This window comes from Prevotella sp. E15-22 (genome assembly GCF_023204875.1).
Taxonomy (GTDB): Bacteria; Bacteroidota; Bacteroidia; order Bacteroidales; family Bacteroidaceae; genus Prevotella.
In genome coordinates, this window is record NZ_CP096247.1 from 179224 (window position 1) to 205169 (window position 25946).

A 25946-nucleotide genomic window follows, 5' to 3' on the forward strand; every position below is an offset into this window, starting at 1 on the left:
AAATCAAGAAGAAATATATCTTTCTAAGCCTCCTTTCGGCCTTGCTCGTCTTCATCCTAACGGCCTGCTGGCGCACCATGTGCAGTAGGACGGATGTGGCCTTTGTCAACTACCAGGTCATCACGCTGGGCGAGATTTCGAAGGCCAACGACAACAGTTTTATCCGCCTGCATGTGGCACCTCTCGACGATATCGACTCGTGGAGTGACTACGATGCCGTTGTGATCAACGGTATGGGACTGCGCATCACGGAGGAACAGCGCCAGCAGATTCAGACGCTGGCCGATAAGGGACTGCCCATCCTGACCACCGCTGTGACGAATCCTGCGAACAATATTGTGAGCATGGACGAGTGGGATGCCGACTCGCTGAAGCAGTACCTCGCGGAGGGTGGCACCAAGAACTACCGCAGTTTTTTGAATTACTTGCGCAACGAGGTGGACGGTAAACTCTTCTTCCTCGACGAAGTAGAACCCGTGGAGGAGCAGGAGGCAGAACTTTTCTATCACCTGGGTGCGCCTCACCAGGGCAACGCCCCACGCATCCTCATCAGCGGTATGATGGGCGATGCTACCGACCTGATTGCGGCCCTCGAGGCATCAGGTGATGTGGTGTATGCCACCCGCGACCTGAACACGCTCATCAAGACCCACGCCATCGACAGCATCCAGCCATCGGCCATCATCAACATGGCCCACGGACGACTGGGTGATGCGGTCGTAGATTACCTAAAAACCCAAAATATCCCTCTGTTCTCTACCGTCAATGTGAACCGCATGACGGAAGAGTGGGAAGCCGACAAGCAAGGCATGCAGGGTGGCTTCCTGTCGCAGAGCATCATCACCCCTGAGATTGATGGCATGATTCGTCCCTTCGTACTCTTCGCCATCCGCGAGGGTAAGGACGGACTGCCCGAGGCTTATACCATCCCTGAACGACTCGCGACGTTTGTGAAGGCCGTGAACAAGCACCTGGCGCTGAAGACCATCAGTAACAAGGACAAGAAGGTGGCCATCGTCTATTTTAAGGGTCCTGGTTCTAACGCCCTCACGGCTTCAGGACTGGAGGTGGTTCCCTCGCTCTATAACCTCTTGGTCAAGATGCGAGAGGAGGGCTATACTGTAAAGGATCTGCCTGCATCGGCTGAAGGTCTTGATGCCCTCATCCAGCACTCTGGCAGCGTGTTTGGTACCTATGCCGAGGGTGCACAGGCCAAGTTCCTCAACGAGGGACAGCCGCAGCTTATCACCAAGCGCGACTTCAACACGTGGACGAAGGCACTCTTCACCAAGGAGATGCACGACGAGATGCTGCGTGTCAACGGACAGTATCCTGGTCATTACCTAGCCAAGGATGCCGAGACGCTGGGTCTGCCCGTCATTCATTTGGGTAATATCGTACTGATGCCGCAGATGCCTGCTGGCACAGGTAGTGACTCGTTCAAGATGGTGCATGGCACAGAGACGGCTCCGCCCTATCCCTATATCGCCCAGTACCTGTGGCTGCAGGAGGGTTTCAAGGCCGACGCCCTCATCCATTTCGGTACCCACGGCTCATTAGAATATACCCCCGGCAAACAGGTGGCGCTGTCGCAGAACTGCTGGAACGACCGCCTTGTGGGCACCTTGCCGCATTTCTACCTCTATACTATCAGTAATGTGGGCGAGGCCATGATTGCCAAGCGTCGCACCTATGCCTCACTGGTGTCGTATCTCACGCCACCCTTCATGGAGAGCAATCTGCGTGGACTGTATGGCCAGTTGAGTGTTGCCCTCGAGACCTACGACAAAACACCTAGCGAAAAGGCATCGCTGGCCGTGAAAGCACTCACTATCCAGATGGGTATTCATCGCGAATTGCACCTCGACTCCGTGAAGACCAAACCCTATACCGAGGCTGAAGTAGCCCGCATCGAGGCCTTTGCTGAGGAGTTGATGAACGAGAAGATCACGAGTAAGTTCTATACCCTGGGCGTGCCATACGAGCAGGACCGCATCCAGTCGTCCGTCTTCGCCATGGCCACAGAGCCCATCGCCTATAGTCTTTTGGCACTTGATAAGATGCAGCATCGTGCCGCTGCCGATACCGAGAAGCATCCTTCGCTCTTCACCGCCCGCTACCTGAATCCCGCCAAGGCGTTGGTAGCCAAACTGCTCAGTCGTCAGGGTGAGGTGACCGAGTCCGAGGTCTGTCAGATAGCTCATATCACCACAGCCGACCTACATCGCGCTCACCATATCGACTCTATTCTTGCGGCTCCCCAGCAGATGATGTCGATGATGATGAGTAATGGGATGACCCACCCTTCACCCTCCCTGAAGGGAGGGAAAAATAGTCCTGCTATGAAGAAAAACAAGATGCCAGGTAACCACTCCCTCCCTGCAGGGAGGGCAGAGGGAGGGTCTTCTATGAGTCCCAAGAAAGCTTTGGCCATGGCCAAGATGATGGGTGCCACCCCAGAACAGTTGAAAAAGATGAAGGAGGCCATGATGGGCAAGAAAGGTACAACGGATAAGCATACTGACAGTAAAATGCAAAATATGTCGCCCGCCATGCAGGCCATCGTCGATAAGGTGGCTGAGGCTGGTATGCTCTCCAAGCAGGATAAGGATTTTTCTCGTGTCGTACTCGAGGTGGAGCGCACCATTCGCAATGTTGGCAACTATCGCACAGCGCTGCTTACGTCGCCTACAATCGAGATGACGAGTTTGCTCAACGCCTTGTGTGGTGGCTATACGGCGCCCTCACCTGGTGGCGATGTGATCAGTAACCCCAACGCCGTACCTACAGGACGCAACCTCTATGGCATCAATGCCGAGACCTGCCCCACGGAGCAGGCCTGGGAAAAGGGTAAGGAACTGGCCGAGAACACCATCCGCCTGTATCGTGAGCGCCATCACGACAGCATCCCCCGCAAGGTGAGTTACACGCTGTGGTCCAGCGAGTTCATCGAGACGGGTGGTGCTACCATCGCCCAGTGTCTCTATCTGCTTGGCGTAGAACCCATCCGCGACGCCTTTGGTCGTGTCACGGATATCCGCTTGATTCCCTCGAAGGAGCTGGGTCGCCCCCGCATCGATGTAGTGGTGCAGACCTCAGGACAGTTACGCGACCTAGCCGCCTCGCGCCTGTTCCTCATCACCCGTGCCGTCGAGATGGCTGCACAGGCTGAGGACAAGGAGCATCCCAACATGGTGGCACAGGGCGTGAAGGAAGCCGAGCGCGTACTGGTAGAAAAGGGCCTGTCGCCCAAGGAAGCCCGTGAGGTGAGTACCCACCGTGTGTTTGGTGGTGTCAACGGCAACTACGGCACGGGCATCCAAGGTATGACGATGGCCAGCGACCGTTGGGAAAACGAGTCGGAACTAGCCGAGGTCTATCTCAACAACATGGGTGCCTACTATGGTAAGGAAGACCAATGGGAGGATATGCGTCAGTATGCCTTCGAGGCTGCCCTGGCTAATACTGATGCCGTCATCCAGCCACGCCAGTCTAACACCTGGGGTGCCCTGTCGCTCGACCACGTCTATGAGTTTATGGGCGGCATGAACATGGCCGTACGTCATGTCACGGGTAAAGAGCCCGATGCCTACCTCTCCGACTATCGCAACCGCAATCATGCCAAGATGCAGGAGGTGAAGGAGGCCATCGGCGTCGAGAGTCGCACCACACTGTTCAACCCCACCTATATCAAGGAGAAGATGCAGGGTGGCGCCAGCGATGCCAACACCTTTGCCGAGTTGGTTCAGAATACCTACGGATGGAACGTGATGAAGCCCGAGGCTATCGATAACGAGATGTGGGATGGTATCTATGATACTTACGTCAAGGACCAGTTTAACCTGGGCACGCGCACTTTCTTCGAACAGAAGAACCCCGCCGCCCTGCAGGAGATGACGGCCGTGATGATGGAGTCGGCCCGCAAGGGCTACTGGAAGGCCAGCGATGCCCAACTCAAGGACATCGCCCAACTGCACACCGAGTTGGTGAAGAAATATGGCGCCAGCGGTTCGCAGATGGTGAGCGACAACCAGAAGTTGCAGGACTTTATCGCCAAGAAGGTGGATGCTGCCTCGGCCAAGGCCTATCAGCAGCAGATCAACGAGGTGCGCCACGAGCAGGTGAGCGACCAGAACAGTCAGGTGCTGAAGAAGGAGGAGATGTCTTCTACCAACACCACTACCACGATTGTCAACAGCGTGGCTGTCGTTGTCATCGCCATCGTCTTTATCATCCTGATAGCGCTGTTGGTGCGTCGCCGTCGTCAAAACATGAGTGAATAGACATGGAGGCAGTACTTCTCATCATGATATTCCTGGTCTGCTTCAACTTTGTGCTGAAGCAGACCTACCGCAAGCCGTGGTATGTGCTGGTCAGCGCTGTGGTGTGCGCCCTGTTCGTGGTCGTGGTCTGGCCATGGGCCATCGAGCAGAGCAAGAGTCAGTTGCACGACTGGCTCAACAATCCCAAGCTGATGCTCGATACGGCCGTGGTGCTCAGCATTGAGGTGATTATCCAGATGGCCTACTGCATCCTGGCTGTCCACCTGGCCTATACGGGCAAGGTGCGCCGCCGCACCATCTGGCTCTATCGCCTGCTGCGCTGGTTTCCTGGTCTGCTCATCTTTCCTGTGCTGTTCTACATCGAGACACAAGGCATGTTCCTCTTCACGGGTGCCGATTTCCAGGTGGTGGCCTACGGGCTGGCTGCCTGCGTCTTCATCCTTGTTCCCATGCTCACCTGGGGCGTCCGATGGCTCGTCCCCGAGAAAGAGTTGCGCCTCGAGGTCTTTTTCCTCTCGAATGCGCTCATCGCCATCCTTGGCATCATTGCCACCGTCAACGGAAGATAAACAAATACAAACAAAACGATATGAATTACATTACCGACATTCTTTATTGGATTTCCACAGGTCTTTTGGTGCCTGTCATCGTGTTGCTCATCCTGCTTTTCTGTCGTGCCCTGCTGCTCATCGGCACCTTCTTTGGTCAGTATGTGGCCGTGCGTAAGACCGAGGCGCTGCTCAAGGGCGAGTTCGACGCGCTCAATAGCGAAAACCTTGCCACCCTGGCCGACCGTCTGCCTAAGAGTGATAAGTCGCTGGTGGTGCGCTATATCCGCCTGATGATGGACCATCGTGACAGCGAGGCGCATCTGCAGAAGTTGCTTTCTGATTTCGACCTCGCCGCCGCTGCCGACCTCGCCACGAGTAAGACCCTGGCCAAGATGGGACCTATGCTCGGCCTCATGGGCACGCTCATTCCTATGGGACCTGCCCTCGTGGGACTCTCTACGGGCGACATTGCCACGATGGCCTACAACATGCAGGTGGCCTTTGCCACCACCGTCGTGGGACTTTTCTCTGCCGCCATCGGCTTCATCACGGGTCAGGTCAAGACGCGCTGGTATCGTCATGATAGCGTGAACCTGCAGTTCCTGGCGGACCTGATGGTAGATGAGAGATGATAGATGAAAGATATGATTAGATTTGCTGTAAAAAAAGTGAAAGTTGAAAGGTGAAAGTTGAAAGTTTATGCTGAAAAGAAGAAATAAATCGATGCTTGCGGAGGCCGAGGACGACGACCCCATGTCGGTGGTCAGCAACTTGTTTGATGTGGCGATGGTCTTTGCCCTTGCCCTGATGGTGGCCCTCGTTAGCCGTTACAACATGACCGAGATGTTCTCGCAGGAGGACTTTACCATGGTGAAGAACCCAGGCAAGGACAACATGGAGATAATTACCAAGGAGGGACAGAAAATCAACCGTTATACGCCTAGCGATGACCAATCCAATGCCGACGGCACCAAGGGCAAACGCGTGGGTGTGGCCTACGAACTGGACAACGGTGAGATTATCTATGTGCCTGAATAAGAGAGATAAAAGCACAAAACAATTCTCTTATTGAATGTTAAATTGAACGAGATTTCCGTGATGACTTAAGCGCATTTGCGGAAATCTTTGTACTTTTGCAGTCGTGATAGCAATGAAGAGACAGATAGCAGCGTTTGTGATGTTGGCGGTGTTCCTGCCAATACTGCTGTTGTCGTCGATTCACGTGCACGAGTCGGCTGAGAGTGCCGAGGTGACCTGTGTGGACTGTCTGCACAACCATTGCGGCGGTCACCTGACGCAGACCACGGTACACATGGACGACTGTGTGCTGTGCCAGTTCCTCACGCTGACGATGCTGACAGCTGTAGCGGTGGCTGTCACGCTGTTGATTCATGTATATAAGAAATGTTACGCCCAGCTTTTGTGCGGCCATGATGCTGCCTGCTGTGGCGCCATCGTGACACGTGGGCCGCCTGCTTTCTGATGCAGTAAGGAGGACCGTTTTACACATTTTTTTTATATACATTTTTATCATAAAGACAGAATGAAATCGAAATACATCATTCTGCCATTGCTGTGTGTAAGTATGGCAATGGCAGCACAGAATCATAACAATAAACATCAACATGCAGAGGACTCGACGGACGTGTTCTATCGCCATTTGCAACTGAACGAGCTGACGGTGACGGGCGTGACGGGCGATACGAAACTGAAACACGTGACGGCACCCGTGAGCATCGTGTCGCCACAGGTTCTCAGGGCCACGGCCTCGACCAACGTGATTGATGCTATCAGTCATCAGCCAGGCGTGAGTCAGTTGACCACGGGCGGCAGCATCTCAAAACCCATCATCCGCGGATTGGGATACAACCGCGTGGTGGTGATGAGTGATGGCGTGCGCCAGGAGGGTCAGCAATGGGGCGACGAGCATGGCGTAGAGGTGGACGGCAACAGCGTGAACAGTGTGGAGATACTGAAGGGTCCGGCCTCGCTGATGTACGGCTCGGATGCGATGGCGGGTGTGGTGATTCTGCACCAGCAGCCTACGCTGGCCGAGGGCGAGATGAAGGCTAACGTAACTTCAGAATATCAGACCAATAACGGACTGTTTGCCTATCATTTGCAGATGGCAGGCAATCAGAAAGGCTTTGTATGGGACGCCAGCTTCAGCGACAAAATGGCTCATGCCTATAAGAATAAATATGATGGCTACGTGCCTGGTTCGCAGTTTCGTGAAAGGGCAGGACGTCTGATGCTGGGGGTGAACAAAGGATGGGGACACTCACGACTGACGTGGACTGCTTATCACCTGATGCCAAGCATCATCGAGGGCGAGCGCGACGCCCAAACTGGTGAACTGGAACATGAAGATGGATGGACGGGGCATCAGTACTCGAAGTCGCTGCCCTTTCAGCAGGTGAAGCATTATAAACTGGTGTGGGATAACTCGCTGAACCTCTCGTCGGGTTATCTCAAGGCGCTCATCGGCTATCAGCAGAACCGCCGTCAGGAGTTCGAGGAGTCGATGGATGACTATGAGTTATACTTCAAGTTGCACACGTTGACCTACGACCTGCGCTACGTGACCAACGAGTTTGACGGCTGGAAACTCTCTACGGGTATTGGTGGTATGTATCAGAAATCGGGCAACGAGGGTGAGGAATACCTGATTCCAGACTACCGCCTGTTTGACTTCGGCCTCTATGCCACAGCCACGAAGCAGTTGGGTGACCGCTGGACGCTGAACGGTGGCGTGCGTTATGACCATCGCCACCTGCATGGCTATGAGCTGATGGAGGATGATGAACTGCGCTTCACGGATTTCTCGCGCCACTTCAATGGACTGACGGGCAGCATTGGGGCTGTGCTTAATGTGAGCGACAACCTGAACCTGAAGATGAATATTGCCCGTGGATTCCGTACGCCCAACATGAGTGAATTGGCTTCGAATGGTGTGCACGAGGGTTCTGTGCGCTACGAACTGGGTAACCAGCAGCTGAAGTCGGAATACAGCCTGCAGGCCGACCTGGGCCTCGACTTCACCTCGCGCTATGTATCGGCACAGTTGGCCCTCTTTGCCAATCGCATCAACAATTATATCTTCACGCATCGTGTGGCAGAAGAGAAGGAAGAGGGTTATCTCACCTATGCCTACACTCAGGGCGATGCCCGACTGCTGGGCTTCGAGGCTGGTGTGGACTTTCACCCCATCCACTCCGTGCATTTCTCAAACGCATTCTCGTATGTTGATGCACAACAGATGCATGCGGCGCCAGGTACCAAGTATCTGCCTTTTACGCCTGCTCCAAAATGGTCGTCGGAGTTGAAGTGGGAACTGTCGCACCATTCACACCCAACGATTGCCCATCATCATACAACGGATGCGGCTCATCGTTCGCTCCTCAACAATCTTTATGTAGCAGCCGGACTAGACTGTTTCCTGAAGCAGTCGCACATCTATGGTGCCGATGATACTGAGACAGAGACGCCAGGCTATGCCTTGCTCTCGCTCTCGGCAGGTACAGACCTTCAGTTGCATGGAAAGAAGGTGGCTGAATTCTATTTTACAGCCGATAACCTGTTGGACAAAGCCTATCAGAACCACCTGAGTCGCTTGAAGTATGCCGATGAGAACGCGGTTACAGGTCGTCGTGGCGTATATAACATGGGGCGCAATATCACATTCAAGGTGGTGATACCTATCACGCTGTAATACCTACTTTTGATTAATCTGCTTTTGCAGGTTGTTTATGGTGTGCAATACTTAAAACACTCCGTTTTAGGTATTGCACACTTTTCTTTTTCGCCGTAACTTTGCACCCATGAAAATAACAAGCAATAAGACGATGAGAACGGCAGCTATCCCCACGGAAATCAAGGTTTTAATGAACCACATCTACGAACTGCAGAAGGGTGTGCGCCAGATGGTGCTGTTCACCTGCGATAAAAGATATGGTGATCAGACCGTGGAGCGACTGGAGAGTCAGGGCATCCCCTATGTGCTTCAGCCTGTTGGTCAGAAGAACCTCAACGTGTACTTCGGACGCCGCGAGTGCCTGGAGGCTATCCGACTTATCGTTACCCGTCCGCTCAACCAACTGACGCCAGAGGAGGATTTTATCCTTGGGGCGATGTTGGGCTACGATCTTTGCGCCCAATGCGAGCGCTACTGCAAGCGTAAGAATGGCTGTAAAGGAGACTGCGACAGCAAGTGTATCAAAAAGAATTAGCCATATAAATTGATTGGAAAAATGAATGCAACTATTGTAATCTATGGTTCCTCCACAGGAACATGCGAGGCTATCGCTGAGAAGATTGCCTCGAAACTGGGCTGCGAGGCTCTGAATGTGCAAGACTTGACAGCCGATATCGTCAATGCCAACCATAACCTGATTCTTGGTACCTCTACCTGGGGTGCCGGTGAACTGCAGGACGACTGGTACGATGGTCTGAACACACTTAAGGCATGTGACCTCAGCGGCAAGACCATCGCCCTCTTCGGCTGCGGCGACTGTTCATGCTATAGCGACACCTTTGTGGGTGGTATTGGCGAACTCTATAACGGTATCAAAGCCAGCGGCGCCAAGTTCATTGGTAGCGTAGAGACCGACGGTTACACCTTCGACGATTCAGAGGCCGTGATTGACGGTAAGTTTATTGGTCTGCCTCTTGATGATGTCAACGAGGATGATAAGACCGATGTGCGTATCGACGCCTGGATAGCAGCTATTACTCTAGAATTGTAATCACAGGAATAATATTCATAAAGTATTTGTTTAGTAAATTGTTGGTGGCTGGTCGTGATGACTAGCCACTTTTTTTGAAAAAAAAGTTTGTGCTTAAATATTTTTTTGTACTTTTGCAGATGAAGAGAACGAAATAAACCTGAATAATTACAACTTTTAACCTCGTTAAGACCTTCTTGAACTGAGCATGCATAGACTGCAATATCTTATAGTCATATTGATGATACTGATGGCCGTTGGCTGTAATGAGTCAACTGGTGAGCAGAAGGAGCAGGGCGTCGCCCATGTTCCTCAGCCGTCGGACAGCCTCTACACCCAAGAGGCGGCCATGAATATCTATGCCTATCAGCCCCTGCGTGCGCTGTTGCTGATCGACTCGGCTGTCATCGTGGGCCATATGGATGAGTCGATGGCCGACCAGTGTCGTGCCCGCATCTATGCGTTCACACAGATGTTCAGTCAGGTGGACTCGCTCCTTGGTGGACCAGAGAGTGTTCGCTTCGACTCAGCTCAGGCTGTAGGTGAGCGCCTGCTCCACAACGACTCTGTCAAGGCCGATGTGAATCGTCTGCGCGATGTGCTGGAGGTCCTGGCTTATGCTAATCGCATTCAGGGCGACACTCTGGGATGGATAAAGTGGTCGCGCCAACTAGTAGATGTGTGTCATAAGATAGGTTCTGAGGCCGAGACTGATGCTTTGCGCACAGAGGCAGAGATCGCTTCGGCGTTTCCTGCTATTGGTCGATACGAGGATGGGATGGAAAGATTGGATAGTGTGATAGCCCTTCTCAGTACCAAGGGTACGTTCGATGGACTTGATGCACTCGTCATTGCCCTGAAACGCAAGATAGCGCTGCTCGGTTCTCGCAACCGTTATGCCGAGACGCTGCCATTGTCGCGCCAGATTATTGAGCGATTAGATGACTACGAGGCGCATCCAGACCAGTATCATGACGGTAGTCATCGCGAACCCACAGACTCTGTTATGCGTGCCGACTATATTCGTTTCTATCGCAATCAGGCCCAAAGCTTCCTCACCGCTGCCTATGCCTCGCTGGGCGAGCAGGGTAATATGATTGATGCTTTCTGTCAGATTGAGAATAGTGTGCGTGCGTCGACAGCCCGTGAGCATGTTGCCCGCTATAACGCCCTGCAACAACAGATGGAGGCAGAGCGTCATCAGACTCGTGCTGCCAGGGCCAACCTGCGGAGTGTTGCCATTGGTTGTTTGGCCTTCTTCTTCCTTGTCATTGCCGTTATCGTATTGCTCAAAAACAGAACGATTAGTCGTAAGAATCGTCTTCTGGCCGAACAGATAACTGAGGGTATAGACTATAAAGAGAAATATTGGGAGGAGAAACGTCAGCAGATACCAGCACAGGCCCCTGCCGATCTTAATGTGCTTACCGACGAACAGCTCTTTCAGTATGTTAACGAGGTTGTTGTGCGCGACCGTCTATATCTTGATTCCCGTTTCGGCCGCCAAACCCTTATCGACACCTTCCAACTGTCCAAGGAACGTATTGGTGCTATGTTCTCAAAAGGCTGTGAATATAGTAACCTGTCCGACTATGTCAAGCATCTGCGTTTGCAATATGCCACAAAACTGCTCGTCGAGCAGCCACAGAAGAGTATTGAGGAGATAGCTACCGACTGTGGATTCAACAGTCATAAATATTTCTCCGATCGTTTCCGCCAACTCTTCAGTATGACGCCTACAGAATTTCGTAGGGCACGTCAGTAGGATGCAGGAAGGGAGGGTAAAAAACGTCTTTCCTCTTATCAAAATCGTCTGTTTCACTACCAATGTTGTCTTTTTCGCTACCAATGTTGTCTTAGCTATTGCACAGACAACATTTCTTTTATATATTTGCAGCAGACAAAGCGATTAACCTTGATATTTACATATAATAACAACAGCTAACCGCATGATGAGTTTATTGATGACTATTGTTGATATGTATCTGTTGACGGCCATGCTAATTGTTGTGGTAGCTGTACTCGTAACGTTGTGTATGTGGCAACGAAGAGAACTAAGGAGGGTCAAGCGGGCTCTGGCACGATTCATCGTTGAAAGTATTCAAAACAAACATCCTGACATATATGTCACAAACGATGATCGAGCCAGGCCGCCCACTGAAAAAGAGCAATAATAATAAAACATAATGATATCTTAAGTCTATTAACTCTAACAAAAAAGTAAAAAGGAAATAATAAACGAAAAAATGCCCGTGCTGCTGTTGATAGCAGTTTAGGGCACGTGGGATGTAATTGCCAGAAGGTAAACCCACGAAGAAGGTTGTCTATGTAATTATTGGAAAATAAGGTTGTAATTAAGTGAAAAAATCTATTCATGGAAAACACATCAGGTCCCAGAGCTTCTTCACGATGCTTTGGGATTCTTTTTTTTGTGAAACACTTAATAAAAACTAATTTTTATGGGTAGTTGATACTCGTATCATGGAAATTGTTTAATTTTGCACCAATTTTTCGGATATATACATTATTATAATAAAGAAAGCATGGATAAACTGAGTTATGCCCTTGGACTGGGCATTGGACAGCAGCTGGCACAGATGGGTGCCACGGAGCTGAATGTGGATGACTTTGCACAGTCAATCAAAGACGTGTTGAACGGCAGCGAGCTGAAGGTGTCGCACCGCGAGGCCCAGCAGATTGTGCAAGACTATTTTGCAAAGAAGGAAGCCGCTATGAATGCAGAGCGTGCCGAGAAGGGCAAGGCTGCAAAGGAAGAGGGCGAGAAATATCTGGCAGAGAATGCCAAGAAAGAGGGTGTGATTACCACTGCCAGCGGCCTGCAGTATCAGGTGCTGAAAGAGGGTAACGGTAAGAAGCCCACAGCCAAAGATTCGGTGAAGTGTCACTACGAGGGTTTCCTCATCGATGGCACTGTGTTCGACAGCAGCGTACAGCGTGGCGAGCCCGCCGTATTTGGTCTGCAGCAGGTGATCGCTGGTTGGACCGAGGGTCTGCAGCTGATGTCTGAGGGTGGCAAGTACCGTTTCTTTATCCCCTACCGCCTGGCTTATGGCGAGGGTGGCGCAGGTGCTATGATTCCTCCCTTCGCAACGCTGATTTTCGACGTTGAGTTGATTGAAGTTATGTAAATTAAACAATAAACCAAAACAATGAAAAAGATTTTCTCTATGGCCGCTGTGGCCATTGCCGTTGCAACGATGATGTCGTGTGGCAACAACCCCAAACCCAGTTTGAAGAGCGATGTTGATACACTGAGCTATGCTATTGGTATGAGTCAGTCTCAGGGCTTGATGGACTACCTGGCTAATGCCAAGGGCGTTGACACTACTTACATTGCAGAGTTCCTGCAGGGTGTGAATGATGGCGCAAATGCTGGTGACGACAAGAAGAAGGCTGCTTACTTTGCAGGTATCGAGATTGGTCAGCAGATTGCCAACAACATGATGAAGGGTCTGAACTACAACCTCTTCGGTGAGGATTCTACTCAGACGGTTTCTCTGAACAACTTCATGGCTGGTTTTGTGAGTGGCGTAACAGGTAAGGACAGCAAGATGACTGTTAATGAGGCCGACTCAGTGGCTGAGGTACTGTTCCAGCGCATCAAGGCAAAGAGTCAGGAGAAACAGTTCGGCTCCAACAAGGCTGAGGGTGCAAAGTTCCTGGCTGCCAACGCTAAGAAAGAGGGTGTGAAGACTCTGCCCTGCGGCGTTCAGTACAAGGTGTTGAAGGATGGCAATGGTGCTATGCCTGCCGATACCTCAATAGTTGTTGTGAACTACGAAGGTCGTCTGATCGACGGTACTGTGTTCGATTCAAACAAGAGTCATGGTGGTGAGCCTGCTACCTTCCGTGTAGGTCAGGTAATCAAGGGCTGGCAGGAGGCTCTGAAGGCCATGTCTGTAGGTTCTGAGTGGGAGATCTACATTCCCCAGGAGTTGGCTTACGGTGCTAACCAGCAGGGTAGCATTCCTCCCTTCTCACTGCTGATCTTCAAGGTTGAACTCTTAGAGATTAAGTAATACGGAGATGAAGAAAATCATCCTTATAGCACTCGCCGTCATGGCGAGTGCTTCGTTTAGCAACATTGATGCTGCTAAAAAGAAGAAGAACGACAAGAAAGAGGTGGCAAAGCAGGCTGTGGTGCTGACTACCAGCAGCGACTCGCTGAGCTATGCCTCGGGTATTGCGGTGACCAATGGCTTGATGGCTTATGTCCAGAAGCAGCTGGGTGTTGATACGGCTTATATGGCCGACTTTATCCAGGGTTTTAACGAGGCTGTGGCAGGCATGAACGACAAGCGTCAGAAGGCTCGCATCGCTGGTATGGAGATTGCCGAGCAGTTGAACGGTCGCATGTTGAGCGGTATCAAGGAAGAGTTGAAAGATGCCAACGACTCGATTGTGGACGCCCTGTTCTATCGCGGCTTCACGGATATCCTCACCAACGACACCACCGTTATGAACATGGCTAAGGCCGAGATGCTGCAGCAGGAGAAGATGAATGCCAACAGAAAGGCGAAGACCGAGAAACTGATAAAGATGGGTCGCGACTTCCTGGCAGAGAACGGTAAGAAAGCCGGCATCATCACCACTCCCAGCGGTCTGCAGTACGAGGTGCTGAAGAAGGGTGAGGGCGAGGTGCCCCAGAAGACTGATAAGGTGAAGTGTCACTATGAGGGCCGACTGATTGACGGCACTGTGTTCGACAGCAGCATTAAGCGCGGTGAGCCTGCTGTGTTTGGTCTGAACCAGGTGATCAAGGGATGGACCGAGGCTCTGTCACTGATGCCTGTAGGCTCGAAGTGGCGCCTCTATATTCCTCAGGAGCTGGGCTATGGCGAGCGCCAGGCCGGACAGATTCCTCCCTATTCAACTTTGATCTTTGATGTCGAATTGTTAAGCATCGAGAAATAAAAAACGCACTTTTTTCGTAAAAAGGTTGCATAATTCAATAAAAAAGTGTACTTTTGCTATCATAATGCAAAAGTACACTTTTTAAATGGAGAAAATTGATAACCTAGACAAGAAGATTTTGAGCATCTTGTCAAAAAACGCACGAATTCCCTTTAAGGATGTCGCCGCAGAGTGTGGCGTGTCGCGTGCAGCCATTCATCAGCGTGTTCAGCGCCTGATTGACAGCGACGTGATTACTGGTAGCGGTTTCGACGTGAACCCCAAGTCGCTGGGCTACAGTACTTGTACCTATGTGGGTATTAATCTGGAGCGCGGCTCCATGTACAAGGATGTGGTGAAGCGCCTCGACTTGATTCCTGAGGTGGTGGAATGCCACTTTACCACAGGTCCATACACCATGATGGTGAAGCTCTACGCACGCGACAACGAGCAACTGATGCACCTGATTAACGAGCAGTTGCAGGGCATCCCTGGCGTGGTGGCCACAGAGACACTTATCTCTTTGGAACAGAGCATCAAGCGCGAGATTCCCGTACACTTTGAGGAGATAGACTAAATGAAGCAGTTTGATCTGAACGCCGTTATGGCCGACATGCATCAGACTTTCCCTGTGGCACAGCGTCGGCCGGTCATTGGCATCACAGGTAACTATGGTGACCTGACCTGTAAGTTGGGCGAGGGCTATTATAAGCAGGTGGTGGCGGCTGGAGGCGTGCCGTTTATCATTCCGCCAGTGGCCGATGAGGCTGTGCTGGTGAACGCACTGAACCAGGTTGACGCCGTACTGCTGAGTGGCGGTGCCGACATCAATCCGCTTTACCAAGGTGAGGACCCTGTACCGCAGTTAGGAGGCATTAACAGCGAGCGCGACCTGCCCGAGTTGCTCTTGGCGCGTCTGGCTTTCAACCGCCAGTTGCCCATGTTGGGCATCTGTCGTGGCATCCAGACACTGGCCATGGCCTTGGGTGGCAAGGTGGCCCAGCATATCAGTACCGATATCAAGCATTCGCAGGATGCCGACCGTTCGGAGCCTACGCATGCTGTTACCATTGAAAAAGACTCTATCTTATATAAAATATATAATGGTGGTCAGAACGCCACATTATATGTTAACTCGTTCCATCATCAGGCTGTGAGCGAGGCTGGTGCGCATTTTCGCGTGGTAGCCAAGTCCAGCGATGGTGTGATTGAGGCCATCGAGAGTGCGGAATTCAAGCCTGTTTTGGGTGTGCAGTGGCATCCTGAGTGCATGGGCGAGAGTGGTTTGCCCCTCTTCCGCTGGCTGGTGGACGAGGCTGAGAAATTTCAAAAGGTAAAGCTGACGCATCATAGCATCCTGACGCTGGATACGCATTGTGACACGCCCATGTTCTTTCCACAGAATGTGGACTTTGGCAGTCGCGACCCACGCATCTTGGTAGACTTGCATAAGATGACGGAAGGACGACTTGATGCCACGATTATGGTGGCCTATCTGCCGCAGCCTACCGACCAACCCAGGCAGTTTGCTGATAATATCTTCGACCAGATTGAGGTGATGGTGGCGCGCAACAGCGACTATCTGGCATTGGCGCGTACGCCCGATGAACTGTGGGCGAACAAGTATATGGGTAAGAAGAGTATCATGCTGGGCATCGAGAACGGTATTGCCCTAGATGGCAACTTGCAGAATCTGCGCCATTTCAAGGAGCGCGGCATTGTGTATGTCACACTGTGTCATAATGGTGATAATGAGATATGCGACTCGGCCCGTGGTGAACAGACGCACGGCGGCGTGAGTGCTTTTGGCGCACAGGTCATCAGCGAGATGAACCGCCTGGGCATCATGGTAGACCTGAGTCATGCCCACGAAAAGAGCTTCTACGACGCGCTGGAGCTGTCGAAGACGCCTATTGTGTGTAGCCACAGTTCGGCACGCGCGTTATGTGATCATCCCCGCAATCTGACCGACGACCAGATGCGTGCGTTGGCACAAAAGGGTGGTGTGGCACAAACAACTCTCTATCATGGCTTCTTGAAAAAGGATGGCGAGGCTACAATACTCGACGCTATGGCCCATCTGGAGCATGCCATCGACGTGATGGGCATCGACCATGTGGGACTGGGTACCGACTTCGATGGTGATGGTGGCGTGCGTGGACTGGCTGATGCCAGCGAGTTGCTGAACTTCACCCGTCAGTTGCTGGCCCGCAGGTTTAACAGACAGGACATCCAGAAGATATGGGGTGGCAACTTCCTGCGTGTGATGCAGCAGGTACAGCAGGCTGCAGAATAAAAGAACTCAAATTACTTATCAATAAAACAAACTAATTAATATGGCAAATCTATTTTCGTTAGAGGGAAAGGTGGCACTTGTCACGGGTGCTGCTTATGGTATTGGTTTTGCAATTGCCGAGGCACTGGCTCAGGCAGGTGCCGAGATTGCCTTTAACTGTCGTGGTGAGGAACATCTGCAGAAGGCTCTGGCCGACTATGAGGCTAAGGGCATCAAGGCGCATGGCTATCTCTGTGATGTGACTAACGAGGAGCAGGTAGAGAAGATGGTGGCCGACATCCGTAAGGAGCTGGGCCATATAGATATCCTTGTGAACAACGCTGGCATCATCAAGCGCATACCTATGCACGAGATGAAGCGTGAGGAGTTCCAGCAGGTCATTGATATCGACCTGGTGGGCCCGTTCATCATGACCAAGGCGGTGATTACTGAGATGATGGAGCGCAAGGAGGGTAAGATCATCAATATCTGCTCGATGATGAGTGAACTAGGTCGCGAGACTGTGTCGGCCTATGCTGCCGCTAAGGGCGGACTGAAGATGCTGACCAGAAACATCTGCTCGGAGTATGGCGAGTATAACATCCAGTGCAACGCCATTGGCCCAGGTTATATTGCTACGCCTCAGACGGCTCCGCTGCGCGAACGTCAGGCAGATGGCTCTCGTCATCCGTTCGATTCGTTCATCTGTGCCAAGACGCCTGCTGGCCGCTGGCTTAACCCTGAGGAGTTGGCAGGACCTGCTGTGTTCCTGGCTTCGCATGCCTCAGACGCTGTGAATGGCCATATCCTTTATGTAGACGGTGGTATCTTGGCTTATATCGGCAAACAGCCAAAATAAGTTGGACAGGACATATCCATAAAAAACGGGCGCCTCCATTGGAAGCGCCCGTTCTATTTTTCTTACAAAGAAATTAGTTCAGAGCGTCAGCGAGCTCAGCGCCGGCCTTGAACTTAGCAACCTTCTTGGCAGCGATCTTAATCTTAGCCTTGGTAGCGGGGTTGATACCCTCACGAGCGGGACGCTCGCTAACAGCGAATGTACCGAAACCAACGAGAGCCACCTTATCACCAGCCTTCAGAGCGTCCTTAATAGCTGCTACAGTAGCGTCCAGAGCCTTCTTTGCGTCAACTTTTGAGAGACCAGCACCAGCTGCAATCTTCTCGACTAATTCTGTCTTGTTCATAATCTTGTTAGTTTTTTTAAGTGAAATAAATGATTTATGTTTTAAAAACTGTCGCAAATATAAGAGAAAGTATTTAAAAAACAAACAAAAAAACAGAAAAAATGAGATTTTTATTGAAAAAAAGTTGTTTAGGCGCCTTTTTTTGCTTTAAAACAGATATTTTTCGTAATTTTGCGCTCAAAATGTAAATCATAGAAAATTAACGTAAAACCAATTGTATAGACGATGTTTCGTAATATTCCGATAGTTACAAAGAACCTGCTCATCATCAATTTTGTGGTAATGTTGATGGCTATGCTCGTGGGTTCTGGCTCTCCAGTACGCTCTCCTCTGACAGAGTGGGGCGCTTTGCATTTCTTTCTGGCTTCTGATTTCAATCCACTTCAATTTATCACCTATCAGTTTCTGCATGCAGGATGGTATCATATCCTTGGCAATATGTTTGCACTGTGGATGTTTGGCTGTATGATTGAGGAAACCTGGGGATCAAAGAAATTCTTTATTTATTACATACTGTGCGGCATTGGTGCAGGTCTGTGCCAAGAGATTGTGCAGTTTGTGGAGTTCTATTTCGTGGCCATCTCGCAGTTTCCTGATGCCGACTTCCAAGAGGTGATAGCCATCTTGAGCCGTAGTGATTTGAATGGCGCATATACGATTGGCGCCTCTGGTGCTGTCTATGGCATCCTATTAGCTTTCGGTATGACTTTCCCTAAGCGTGTCATTGGCGTGCCCTTGACTATCGTGGCTCTGATTATGTTGGATTTGGTCAACACCCATCCTGTGATTGATGGGGTGCTGACACTGTTGAACAACCTCTTCTTCATTGCGATCTTCATCTCGTTTGTCAGTCCTATGAGTACCTTTGCACGCTCCATCTGGCGTTTCTTCTTTATCAAGCCTCTTGAAGCGCGTTGGTGTGTGATGGGATATATTGTATTAGAACTCTTGTTCATCTGGAAATTCCAGTTTGGCGACGACTATGCCCATATGGCTCACTTAGGCGGTATGTTCTTTGGCTTCCTGATGATTATGTTCTGGCGATTCTCGGAAGAGAAGAAAAGGAAAGAGACAGCCAACAAGTATCAATGGAACAGACCAGTCAACGATACTGCCAATGATATGGCGTACAACGCCCAGAAGAAGGCACGTCAGGAGGAGATAGACCAGATTCTCGACAAGATTCGCAAGAGTGGCTACGACAGTCTGTCGAAGGATGAGAAGAAACGACTGTTCGAGGCCAGTCACGAGATGTAAGGGTGATGCTGAAGCACATCAAGAACACAATCCTGGCAATGCTGACAGGTGCCAGTGTCTTCTCGGCCCTGCTGATGGTGGCTGTGGGTTACAGCGACCAACTCAGTCCGGTGGAGCATCCGCTGCTGGCCTGCGCTGGCTTGGTGTTTCCTTTCTTGATTGTGGCTAATCTGTTGCTGATGGTCTTCCTGATCTTCGTAAAATGGAAGCTGGCACTGATTCCCCTGATGGGTTTCGCGCTCGCGTATGTACCTATACGAACCTATTTCCCTATCAATCTGTCGGAAGGGTCGCCTGCCGACGATGCTATCACGGTGGTGTCGTATAACGTGTGTGGCTTTGGCGGCAACTATAAATACGAGCAGGCGGTGGACACTGTGGCAGGCTATCTGCGACGGGTGGATGCTGATATCGTCTGCTTGCAGGAGGATATGGGTGGAAAAGGGGGTAGCGGCTTCGACAAGATGAAGGAGCTCTACCCCTACAACGATACTGTTCACGTGTCTGGCGCTGACCAGTTGGTTAATGCAGTGGGTATCCATACGCGTTTCCCCATTGTTGGAAAAGAACGTATTGACTATAGGTCTATTGCCAATGGTTCTGTGGCTTTCTATCTGAAGATAGCCGATGATACCGTCATTGTGATTAATAACCACCTGGAAAGCACGCACTTGTCTACTGCCGAGCGAAACCGCTATAAGGAAGTGTTGAAGGGTGAGATGGAGCACGAGAAGGCCAGCGAAGAGGTGCACCTAATTGCTGGAAAACTGGGTGAGAACATGGCCAGAAGGGCACCGCAGGCCGAGGCCGTTCACGACTATATCGTGGCACATCGTCAGTATCCGATTATTGTGTGTGGCGACTTCAACGACACGCCTATTTCCTATTCCCGTCGTACCATTGCTCAAGGACTCACCGACTGCTTCGTGACTGCTGGTTGCGGCTTCGGGCTGTCTTATAATCAGAAAGGATTCAACCTGCGCATCGACCATATGATGTGTTCGGACCATTTTCGTCCATACCGCTGTTATATTGATAATAAAATGGATGCAAGTGACCATTATCCATTAATTTGTACACTTGGAAAGTGCGATAATCATTAAAAAATGTATGAAAGTTGCCTAAAAATTTTCTAATGTGTAGAATTATCACTATATTTGCAGGCTTATTAACGCGAACATTATAATACATAACATAACAAACAAAATGCAAAACAAAGGAATTGTAAAGTTTATTGCAGTTGCACTCATCCTGGTGTGCTGTTTCTATCTTTCGTTCTCGTTTGTGACTCGCCACTACGAAAGTAAGGCCGAGGCACTGCGTGCGGAGCTTGGAGACAAGGCAGCAGAGGAGTATCTGGATTCAATTTCTTCCGAGGACCACATTTGGCTCGGAGCCTGGAGTCTGGACGACTGCCGTGAGATGGAGATTGGCCTGGGTCTTGACCTGAAGGGCGGTATGAACGTCATCCTGGAGGTGTCTGTACCTGACATCGTTAACTTCCTGGCTGGCAACAAGTACAACACTGACGAGGGCTATCGCAAAGCCTTCGACGCTGCCAAGGCCGATGGTAAGAACAATCAGTCGGACTTCATCGCCCATTTCGTAGAGCGTTGGAAGGAGTTCGGCGGTGGTCGTAACCTGAACGCTGTCTTCGCTACACAGCAGTTGCGCGACAAGGTGAACACCAAGAGCACTGACGAGGAAGTTGTAGCTGCCCTGAACGACGAGGTTGAGGCTGCTATCGACAACGCCGAGACAGTGGTTCGTACTCGTGTCGATAAGTTCGGCGTGGCTCAGCCAAACATCCAGAAGCTGAGTGGTCAGAGCCGCATCATGGTGGAGATGCCTGGTGCACAGAAGGACAAGGATCGTATCCTGAAGCTCCTCGCTGGTAGCGCCGACCTGCAGTTCCACGAGACCTATATGGTTGAGGAGGCGATGCCTTACATCCTGCAGCTGGCTAACACCTACATGGCAGAGATGAGCAACGTGAAGGCCGGCAAGAAGGCTGAGGTTGCTGACACCGCTGCTGTTGAGGCTGAGGCTGCTGACAGTGTGAACGCCCTTGACCTGGCTGCCGCTGCTGCTCAGAAGAGCGAGCTGGCTCAGGAGGGTGGTAAGGACGCTATTAACCTGCTCACCCTGCTCGACACTCGTTTCGCTGGTCAGGAGAGTCAGTGTATGGTGGGCTACGCTCACGTAACTGATACTGCCGAGGTGAACCGGGTGATCAACTCAGAGATTGCAAAGACTGTACTTCCTAAGGAGATGCGCCTCTACTGGGATGCTAAGATTACCAAGCTCCCCTTGGAGAACGGCAAGAAGATCAAGATGCTGGCTCTCTATGCCATCAAGATCTCTGATCCCAATGGTAAGGCTCCTCTGACTGGTGATGTGGTGACCACTGCCAAGGACGACTATAGTAACGAGATTGGTAACGTGGGTCCTGTGGTGTCTATGCAGATGAACACCGAGGGTACACGTATCTGGGCTAACCTGACCAAGATGAACGTGGGTCGTGCCATCGCCATCGTGCTCGATGAAGCTGTTTATAGTGCTCCTCGTGTGAACGGTGAGATTCCTGGTGGTAGCTCACAGATCTCTGGTAAGTTCACTCAGGCCGATACCAAGGACCTGGCAAACACCCTGAACTCAGGTAAGATGCCTGCTCCTCTGTCAATCGCTTCTTATCAGATGGTTGGTCCTTCTCTGGGTGCTCAGTCAATCCAGCAGGGTATCGTTTCATTCATTGTGGCTTTTGTGCTGCTGATGGTTGTGATGGTTGTGCTCTACAACTGGATTCCTGGTATGCTGGCCAACTGCGCCCTGCTGTTCAACCTGTTCTTCACTTTAGGTATTCTGACCTCGTTCCAGGCTGCTCTGACCATGCCTGGTATCGCAGGTATCGTGCTCACGCTGGGTACGGCTGTGGATGCTAACGTGCTGATTTACGAACGTACGAAGGAGGAACTGCGCAGGGGTCTTAATATTAAGGAGGCGCTGAACAAGGGTTACTCTAACGCCTTCTCAGCTATCTTCGACTCTAACTTGACATCATTGATCACAGGTATCATCCTGTTCGTCTTCGGTACAGGTCCTATCCGTGGTTTCGCAACGACACTGATCATCGGTATCTGTGTATCGTTCTTCACTGCTGTGTTCATGACCCGTCTGGTTTACGACCGTCAGATGAAGAAGGATAAGTGGCAGAACCTCACCTTCTCTACTGGTCTGTCTCAGAACCTGATGCAGGGCACGAAGTTCAACTTCATGGGTGCATACAAGATGTCTTACGCTGTATGGGCTGTGGCTGCTATCATCTTCGTTATCAGCTTCGCAGTTCGTGGCTTGAGCAAGAGTATCGACTTCACCGGTGGTCGTAACTACGTAGTGGTTCTCGATAAGCAGGTGCCCGTTGAGGATGTACGTGAGGCCTTCACTGGCGCATTCGCTATGAACGACGAGCAGAGCACCAACCCTGGCGCTCCTGCAAGTACCTCAATCATCGCACTGGGCGAGGCTGCCAACCGCACTGTTCGTATCTCTACCAACTGGGACTACGATGTGAACAGTCCTGCTGTAGACGATATCATCGAGGATAGCATCTATGGTGTGCTGACCAACGCCGGCCTGATCAATGCTGAGACCAGCAAGATGGAGTTCCGTACTCCTCCCGCTAACGAGAGCGATACCTCTAAGGGTACCATCGTTAGCTCAACAAAGGTAGGTCCTTCTGTGGCTAAGACCATCACCAAGGGCGCTATCATCAGCGTGCTGCTGGCTCTGATTGCTATCTTCCTCTACATCCTGCTCCGCTTCCGCAACCTGGCCTTCTCTGTAGGTGCTATCTTTGCGTTGGCTCTGGATGCTCTGGCAGTTATCGGTTTCTACTCACTGCTCCACACTTGGGTGCCCATGTCACTCGAGATAGACCAGACCTTCATCGGTGCTATCCTGACTGTGATTGGTTACTCTATCAACGATAAGGTGGTGGTGTTCGACCGTATCCGTGAGAATATGGCCCTCTACAACAAGCGCGACCGCAAGCACCTGTTCAACGATTCGCTGAACCAGACGCTGGCTCGTACCATCAACACCTCGGTGACAACCTTGATTGTGTTGCTCACCATCTTCTTCCTGGGTGGCGATAGCATCCGCTCATTCGCCTTCGCCATGATCCTGGGTGTTGTATTTGGAACGCTTTCTTCAATCTTCATCGCTGCTCCTACTGCTTATCTCACCATGAGCAAGAAGGATCGCAAGGAAGAGCTGGAGGCAGTTGCTGAGGCTTAAGCAGATATTGCTCTGATATATAAGGATGTACGCGTGTGCGTGCATCCTTTTTTTATGTCTTGTTGTTAGGAAGTGCACACTATTAGTGGCTTGTGCAGAAAAGAAAAATATCTTTTTCCCGTTAATTTTTTCCGTAAAACGTGTGGTTGTTTTATAGAATTTTCTTATCTTTGCAAACGAAATGAAGTTGACGGTTTTGGAAAACTTTTCAAAATCCAAAAATCAAAAAGTTGTCCAAAACAGAAAACTTTTATTGTAAGTGTGAACCTAAAAACAAAACGTAAATTTAACATAATAATGGAAATTAAGAACTTTACCATCACGAAGCGAGATGGCTCGAAAGACCGCTTCTCATTAGACAAGATTATGAATGCTATTACCAAGGCATTCGAGAGTGTTGATGAACCTGCTGACCTTGGCACTGTTTCCAAGATTATCAGTCACCTGGATATTAAGGATGATATCAAGGTGGAGGATATCCAGAACCAGGTTGAGGAGGCGTTGATGCGTGAGGGCTTCTATAAGGTGGCAAAGTCTTTTATCCTTTATCGTCAGGAGCATACCGAGGACCGCGAGACCTTGGAGAAGATGATGTTCCTCTCTGAGTATATGGAATCGGTGAACGCTGCCACAGGCTCTAAGTACGATGCCAATGCCAATGTGGAGCACAAGAACATTGCCACACTCATTGGCGAGCTGCCTAAGTCAAACTTCATCCGTCTGAACCGCCGTCTGCTCACCGACCGCATCAAGAAGATGTATGGCAAGCAGTTGGCCGACGAATATATCGACAAGCTGACACACCACTTTATATATAAGAACGACGAGACTTCGCTGGCCAACTACTGTGCCTCTATCACCATGTATCCCTGGCTCATTGGTGGCACGCTGGCCATTGGTGGCAACTCAACAGCTCCCACCAACATGAAGTCGTTCGCTGGTGGTTTCGTCAACATGGTGTTCATGGTCAGTTCCATGCTGAGTGGCGCCTGCGCCACACCAGAGTTCCTGATGTATATGAACTACTTCATGGGTAAGGAGTATGGACAGGACTACTACAAGCGTGCCGACGAGCAGGCCGACCTGAGTTTGAAGAAGCGCACCATCGACAAGATTATCACCGACTACTTCGAGCAGATAGTCTATACGCTGAACCAGCCCACAGGTGCCCGCAACTATCAGGCCGTGTTCTGGAACATTGCCTACTACGACAAGTACTACTTCCAGAGCATCTTCGGCGAGTTCTACTTCCCTGATGGCTCACAGCCCGACTGGGATGGACTGTCATGGCTGCAGAAGCGCTTCATGAAATGGTTCAACAAAGAGCGCACCAAGACCTTGTTGACCTTCCCCGTTGAGACGATGGCCCTGCTGGTCGACGAGAATGGCGACTGCAAGGATAAGGAGTGGGGCGAGTTTACGGCCGAGATGTATGCTGAGGGCCACTCGTTCTTCACCTATATGAGTGATAATGCTGACTCGCTGTCAAGTTGCTGCCGTCTGCGCAACGAGATCACCGACAATGGCTTCAGCTATACCCTGGGTGCAGGTGGCGTCAGCACAGGATCTAAGTCAGTGCTCACCATCAACCTCAATCGCTGTATCCAGTATGCCGTGAACAACAAGCTGGACTATCTGGAGTACCTGAGTGGCATCATCGACCTGTGCCATAAGGTGCAGATGGCCTATAACGAGAACCTGAAGGAACTGCAGGAGCATGGCATGCTGCCGCTGTTCGATGCTGGCTATATCAATATCGGTCGTCAGTACCTCACCATTGGTATCAACGGCTTGGTAGAGGCTGCCGAGTTCATGGGACTGAAGATCACGCCTAACGACGACTATAAGAACTTCGTGCAGGGCATCCTGGGTCTTATCGAGAAGTACAACAAGCAGTATCGCACCAAGGACGTGATGTTCAACTGCGAGATGATTCCTGCCGAGAATGTGGGTGTGAAGCATGCCAAGTGGGACCGTGAGGACGGCTATTTCGTGCCACGCGACTGCTACAATAGCTATTTCTATGTGGTCGAGGACGACTCACTCTCAGTCATCGACAAATTCAAGTTGCACGGCGCTCCCTATATTGAGCACCTCACTGGTGGTTCGGCCCTGCACATGAACCTCGACGAGCACCTGTCGAAGGAGCAGTACCTGCAGTTGCTGAAGGTGGCTGCCAAGGAAGGTTGTAACTACTTCACGTTCAATATCCCCAACACCGTATGTAACGACTGCGGTCATATCGACAAGCGCTATCTGCACGAGTGTCCTAAGTGTCATTCAAAGAATGTGGACTATATGACCCGTATCATTGGCTATCTGAAGCGAGTGAGCAACTTCTCGCAGCCACGTCAGGAAGAGGCTGCCCGTCGCTTCTACGCCCATGCCGCAAAATGAAAAGTAAAAAGGTAAAAAGTATATCTTTGCTATCGCAATAGAAA

20 protein-coding genes are annotated in these 25946 nt (G+C 50.9%); 19 read left to right on the plus strand and 1 reads right to left on the minus strand.

Annotated features, from left to right (window positions below):
* Positions 1 to 2 precede the first annotated feature (2 nt).
* From M1D30_RS00680 to M1D30_RS00750, 15 genes are all read left to right on the plus strand, one after another.
* Complete coding sequence (locus M1D30_RS00680; RefSeq protein WP_371874179.1) at positions 3 to 4283, plus strand: cobaltochelatase subunit CobN; 4281 nt, start codon at positions 3 to 5, stop codon at positions 4281 to 4283.
* 2 nt (positions 4284 to 4285) lie between these two features.
* Positions 4286 to 4852, plus strand: coding sequence for a hypothetical protein (locus M1D30_RS00685; RefSeq protein ID WP_248505190.1), 567 nt, complete (start codon positions 4286 to 4288; stop codon positions 4850 to 4852).
* 20 nt (positions 4853 to 4872) lie between these two features.
* Positions 4873 to 5466: a MotA/TolQ/ExbB proton channel family protein gene (locus M1D30_RS00690; protein ID WP_248505192.1), complete on the plus strand. Its 594-nt coding sequence runs from the start codon at positions 4873 to 4875 to the stop codon at positions 5464 to 5466.
* A 67-nt stretch (positions 5467 to 5533) separates the two neighbouring features.
* Positions 5534 to 5872: a DUF2149 domain-containing protein gene (locus M1D30_RS00695; protein ID WP_091818846.1), complete on the plus strand. Its 339-nt coding sequence runs from the start codon at positions 5534 to 5536 to the stop codon at positions 5870 to 5872.
* 112 nt (positions 5873 to 5984) lie between these two features.
* A complete protein-coding gene (locus M1D30_RS00700) occupies positions 5985 to 6317 on the plus strand; it encodes a hypothetical protein (RefSeq protein WP_248505194.1) in 333 nt (110 codons plus the stop codon).
* Positions 6318 to 6377: 60 nt separating this feature from the next.
* The gene (locus tag M1D30_RS00705; protein WP_248505196.1) at positions 6378 to 8546 is read left to right on the plus strand and encodes a TonB-dependent receptor; all 2169 of its coding nucleotides are present in this window, start codon (positions 6378 to 6380) and stop codon (positions 8544 to 8546) included.
* Between the two features lie 109 nt (positions 8547 to 8655).
* Complete coding sequence (locus M1D30_RS00710; RefSeq protein WP_248505197.1) at positions 8656 to 9063, plus strand: DUF2023 family protein; 408 nt, start codon at positions 8656 to 8658, stop codon at positions 9061 to 9063.
* A 21-nt stretch (positions 9064 to 9084) separates the two neighbouring features.
* The gene (fldA, locus tag M1D30_RS00715) at positions 9085 to 9579 is read left to right on the plus strand and encodes a flavodoxin FldA (protein WP_248505199.1); all 495 of its coding nucleotides are present in this window, start codon (positions 9085 to 9087) and stop codon (positions 9577 to 9579) included.
* 187 nt (positions 9580 to 9766) lie between these two features.
* Positions 9767 to 11323, plus strand: a complete 1557-nt coding sequence (locus tag M1D30_RS00720) for a helix-turn-helix domain-containing protein (protein ID WP_248505201.1) — start codon at positions 9767 to 9769, stop codon at positions 11321 to 11323.
* Positions 11324 to 12101: 778 nt separating this feature from the next.
* The gene (locus M1D30_RS00725; RefSeq protein WP_248505203.1) at positions 12102 to 12707 is read left to right on the plus strand and encodes an FKBP-type peptidyl-prolyl cis-trans isomerase; all 606 of its coding nucleotides are present in this window, start codon (positions 12102 to 12104) and stop codon (positions 12705 to 12707) included.
* A gap of 21 nt (positions 12708 to 12728) precedes the next feature.
* A complete protein-coding gene (locus M1D30_RS00730; RefSeq protein WP_248505205.1) occupies positions 12729 to 13598 on the plus strand; it encodes an FKBP-type peptidyl-prolyl cis-trans isomerase in 870 nt (289 codons plus the stop codon).
* Positions 13599 to 13605: 7 nt separating this feature from the next.
* Positions 13606 to 14493 (plus strand): FKBP-type peptidyl-prolyl cis-trans isomerase, encoded by an 888-nt coding sequence (locus M1D30_RS00735; protein ID WP_248505207.1) that lies wholly within the window; start codon positions 13606 to 13608, stop codon positions 14491 to 14493.
* Between the two features lie 85 nt (positions 14494 to 14578).
* Positions 14579 to 15049: an Lrp/AsnC family transcriptional regulator gene (locus M1D30_RS00740; RefSeq protein WP_248505209.1), complete on the plus strand. Its 471-nt coding sequence runs from the start codon at positions 14579 to 14581 to the stop codon at positions 15047 to 15049.
* The gene (locus tag M1D30_RS00745; RefSeq protein WP_248505217.1) at positions 15050 to 16768 is read left to right on the plus strand and encodes a membrane dipeptidase; all 1719 of its coding nucleotides are present in this window, start codon (positions 15050 to 15052) and stop codon (positions 16766 to 16768) included. It abuts the gene before it with no gap.
* Positions 16769 to 16808: 40 nt separating this feature from the next.
* A complete protein-coding gene (locus tag M1D30_RS00750) occupies positions 16809 to 17606 on the plus strand; it encodes a gluconate 5-dehydrogenase (RefSeq protein WP_248505219.1) in 798 nt (265 codons plus the stop codon).
* A gap of 73 nt (positions 17607 to 17679) precedes the next feature.
* Here M1D30_RS00750 and M1D30_RS00755 read toward each other — a convergent pair whose 3' ends face one another.
* A complete protein-coding gene (locus M1D30_RS00755; RefSeq protein ID WP_248505221.1) occupies positions 17680 to 17952 on the minus strand; it encodes an HU family DNA-binding protein in 273 nt (90 codons plus the stop codon).
* A 225-nt stretch (positions 17953 to 18177) separates the two neighbouring features.
* Here M1D30_RS00755 and M1D30_RS00760 point away from each other — a divergent pair, with 225 nt between their 5' ends.
* The 4 genes from M1D30_RS00760 (at position 18178) to nrdD (ending at position 25902) form a co-directional block, all read left to right on the plus strand.
* Positions 18178 to 19209: a rhomboid family intramembrane serine protease gene (locus M1D30_RS00760; RefSeq protein ID WP_248505223.1), complete on the plus strand. Its 1032-nt coding sequence runs from the start codon at positions 18178 to 18180 to the stop codon at positions 19207 to 19209.
* Positions 19210 to 19214: 5 nt separating this feature from the next.
* Entirely contained in the window at positions 19215 to 20312 is a 1098-nt protein-coding gene (locus M1D30_RS00765; RefSeq protein WP_248505225.1) for an endonuclease/exonuclease/phosphatase family protein, read from the plus strand.
* Positions 20313 to 20415: 103 nt separating this feature from the next.
* Entirely contained in the window at positions 20416 to 23505 is a 3090-nt protein-coding gene (secDF, locus tag M1D30_RS00770) for a protein translocase subunit SecDF (protein ID WP_248505227.1), read from the plus strand.
* A 297-nt stretch (positions 23506 to 23802) separates the two neighbouring features.
* The gene (gene nrdD / locus M1D30_RS00775; protein WP_248505229.1) at positions 23803 to 25902 is read left to right on the plus strand and encodes an anaerobic ribonucleoside-triphosphate reductase; all 2100 of its coding nucleotides are present in this window, start codon (positions 23803 to 23805) and stop codon (positions 25900 to 25902) included.
* Positions 25903 to 25946: the final 44 nt, after the last annotated feature.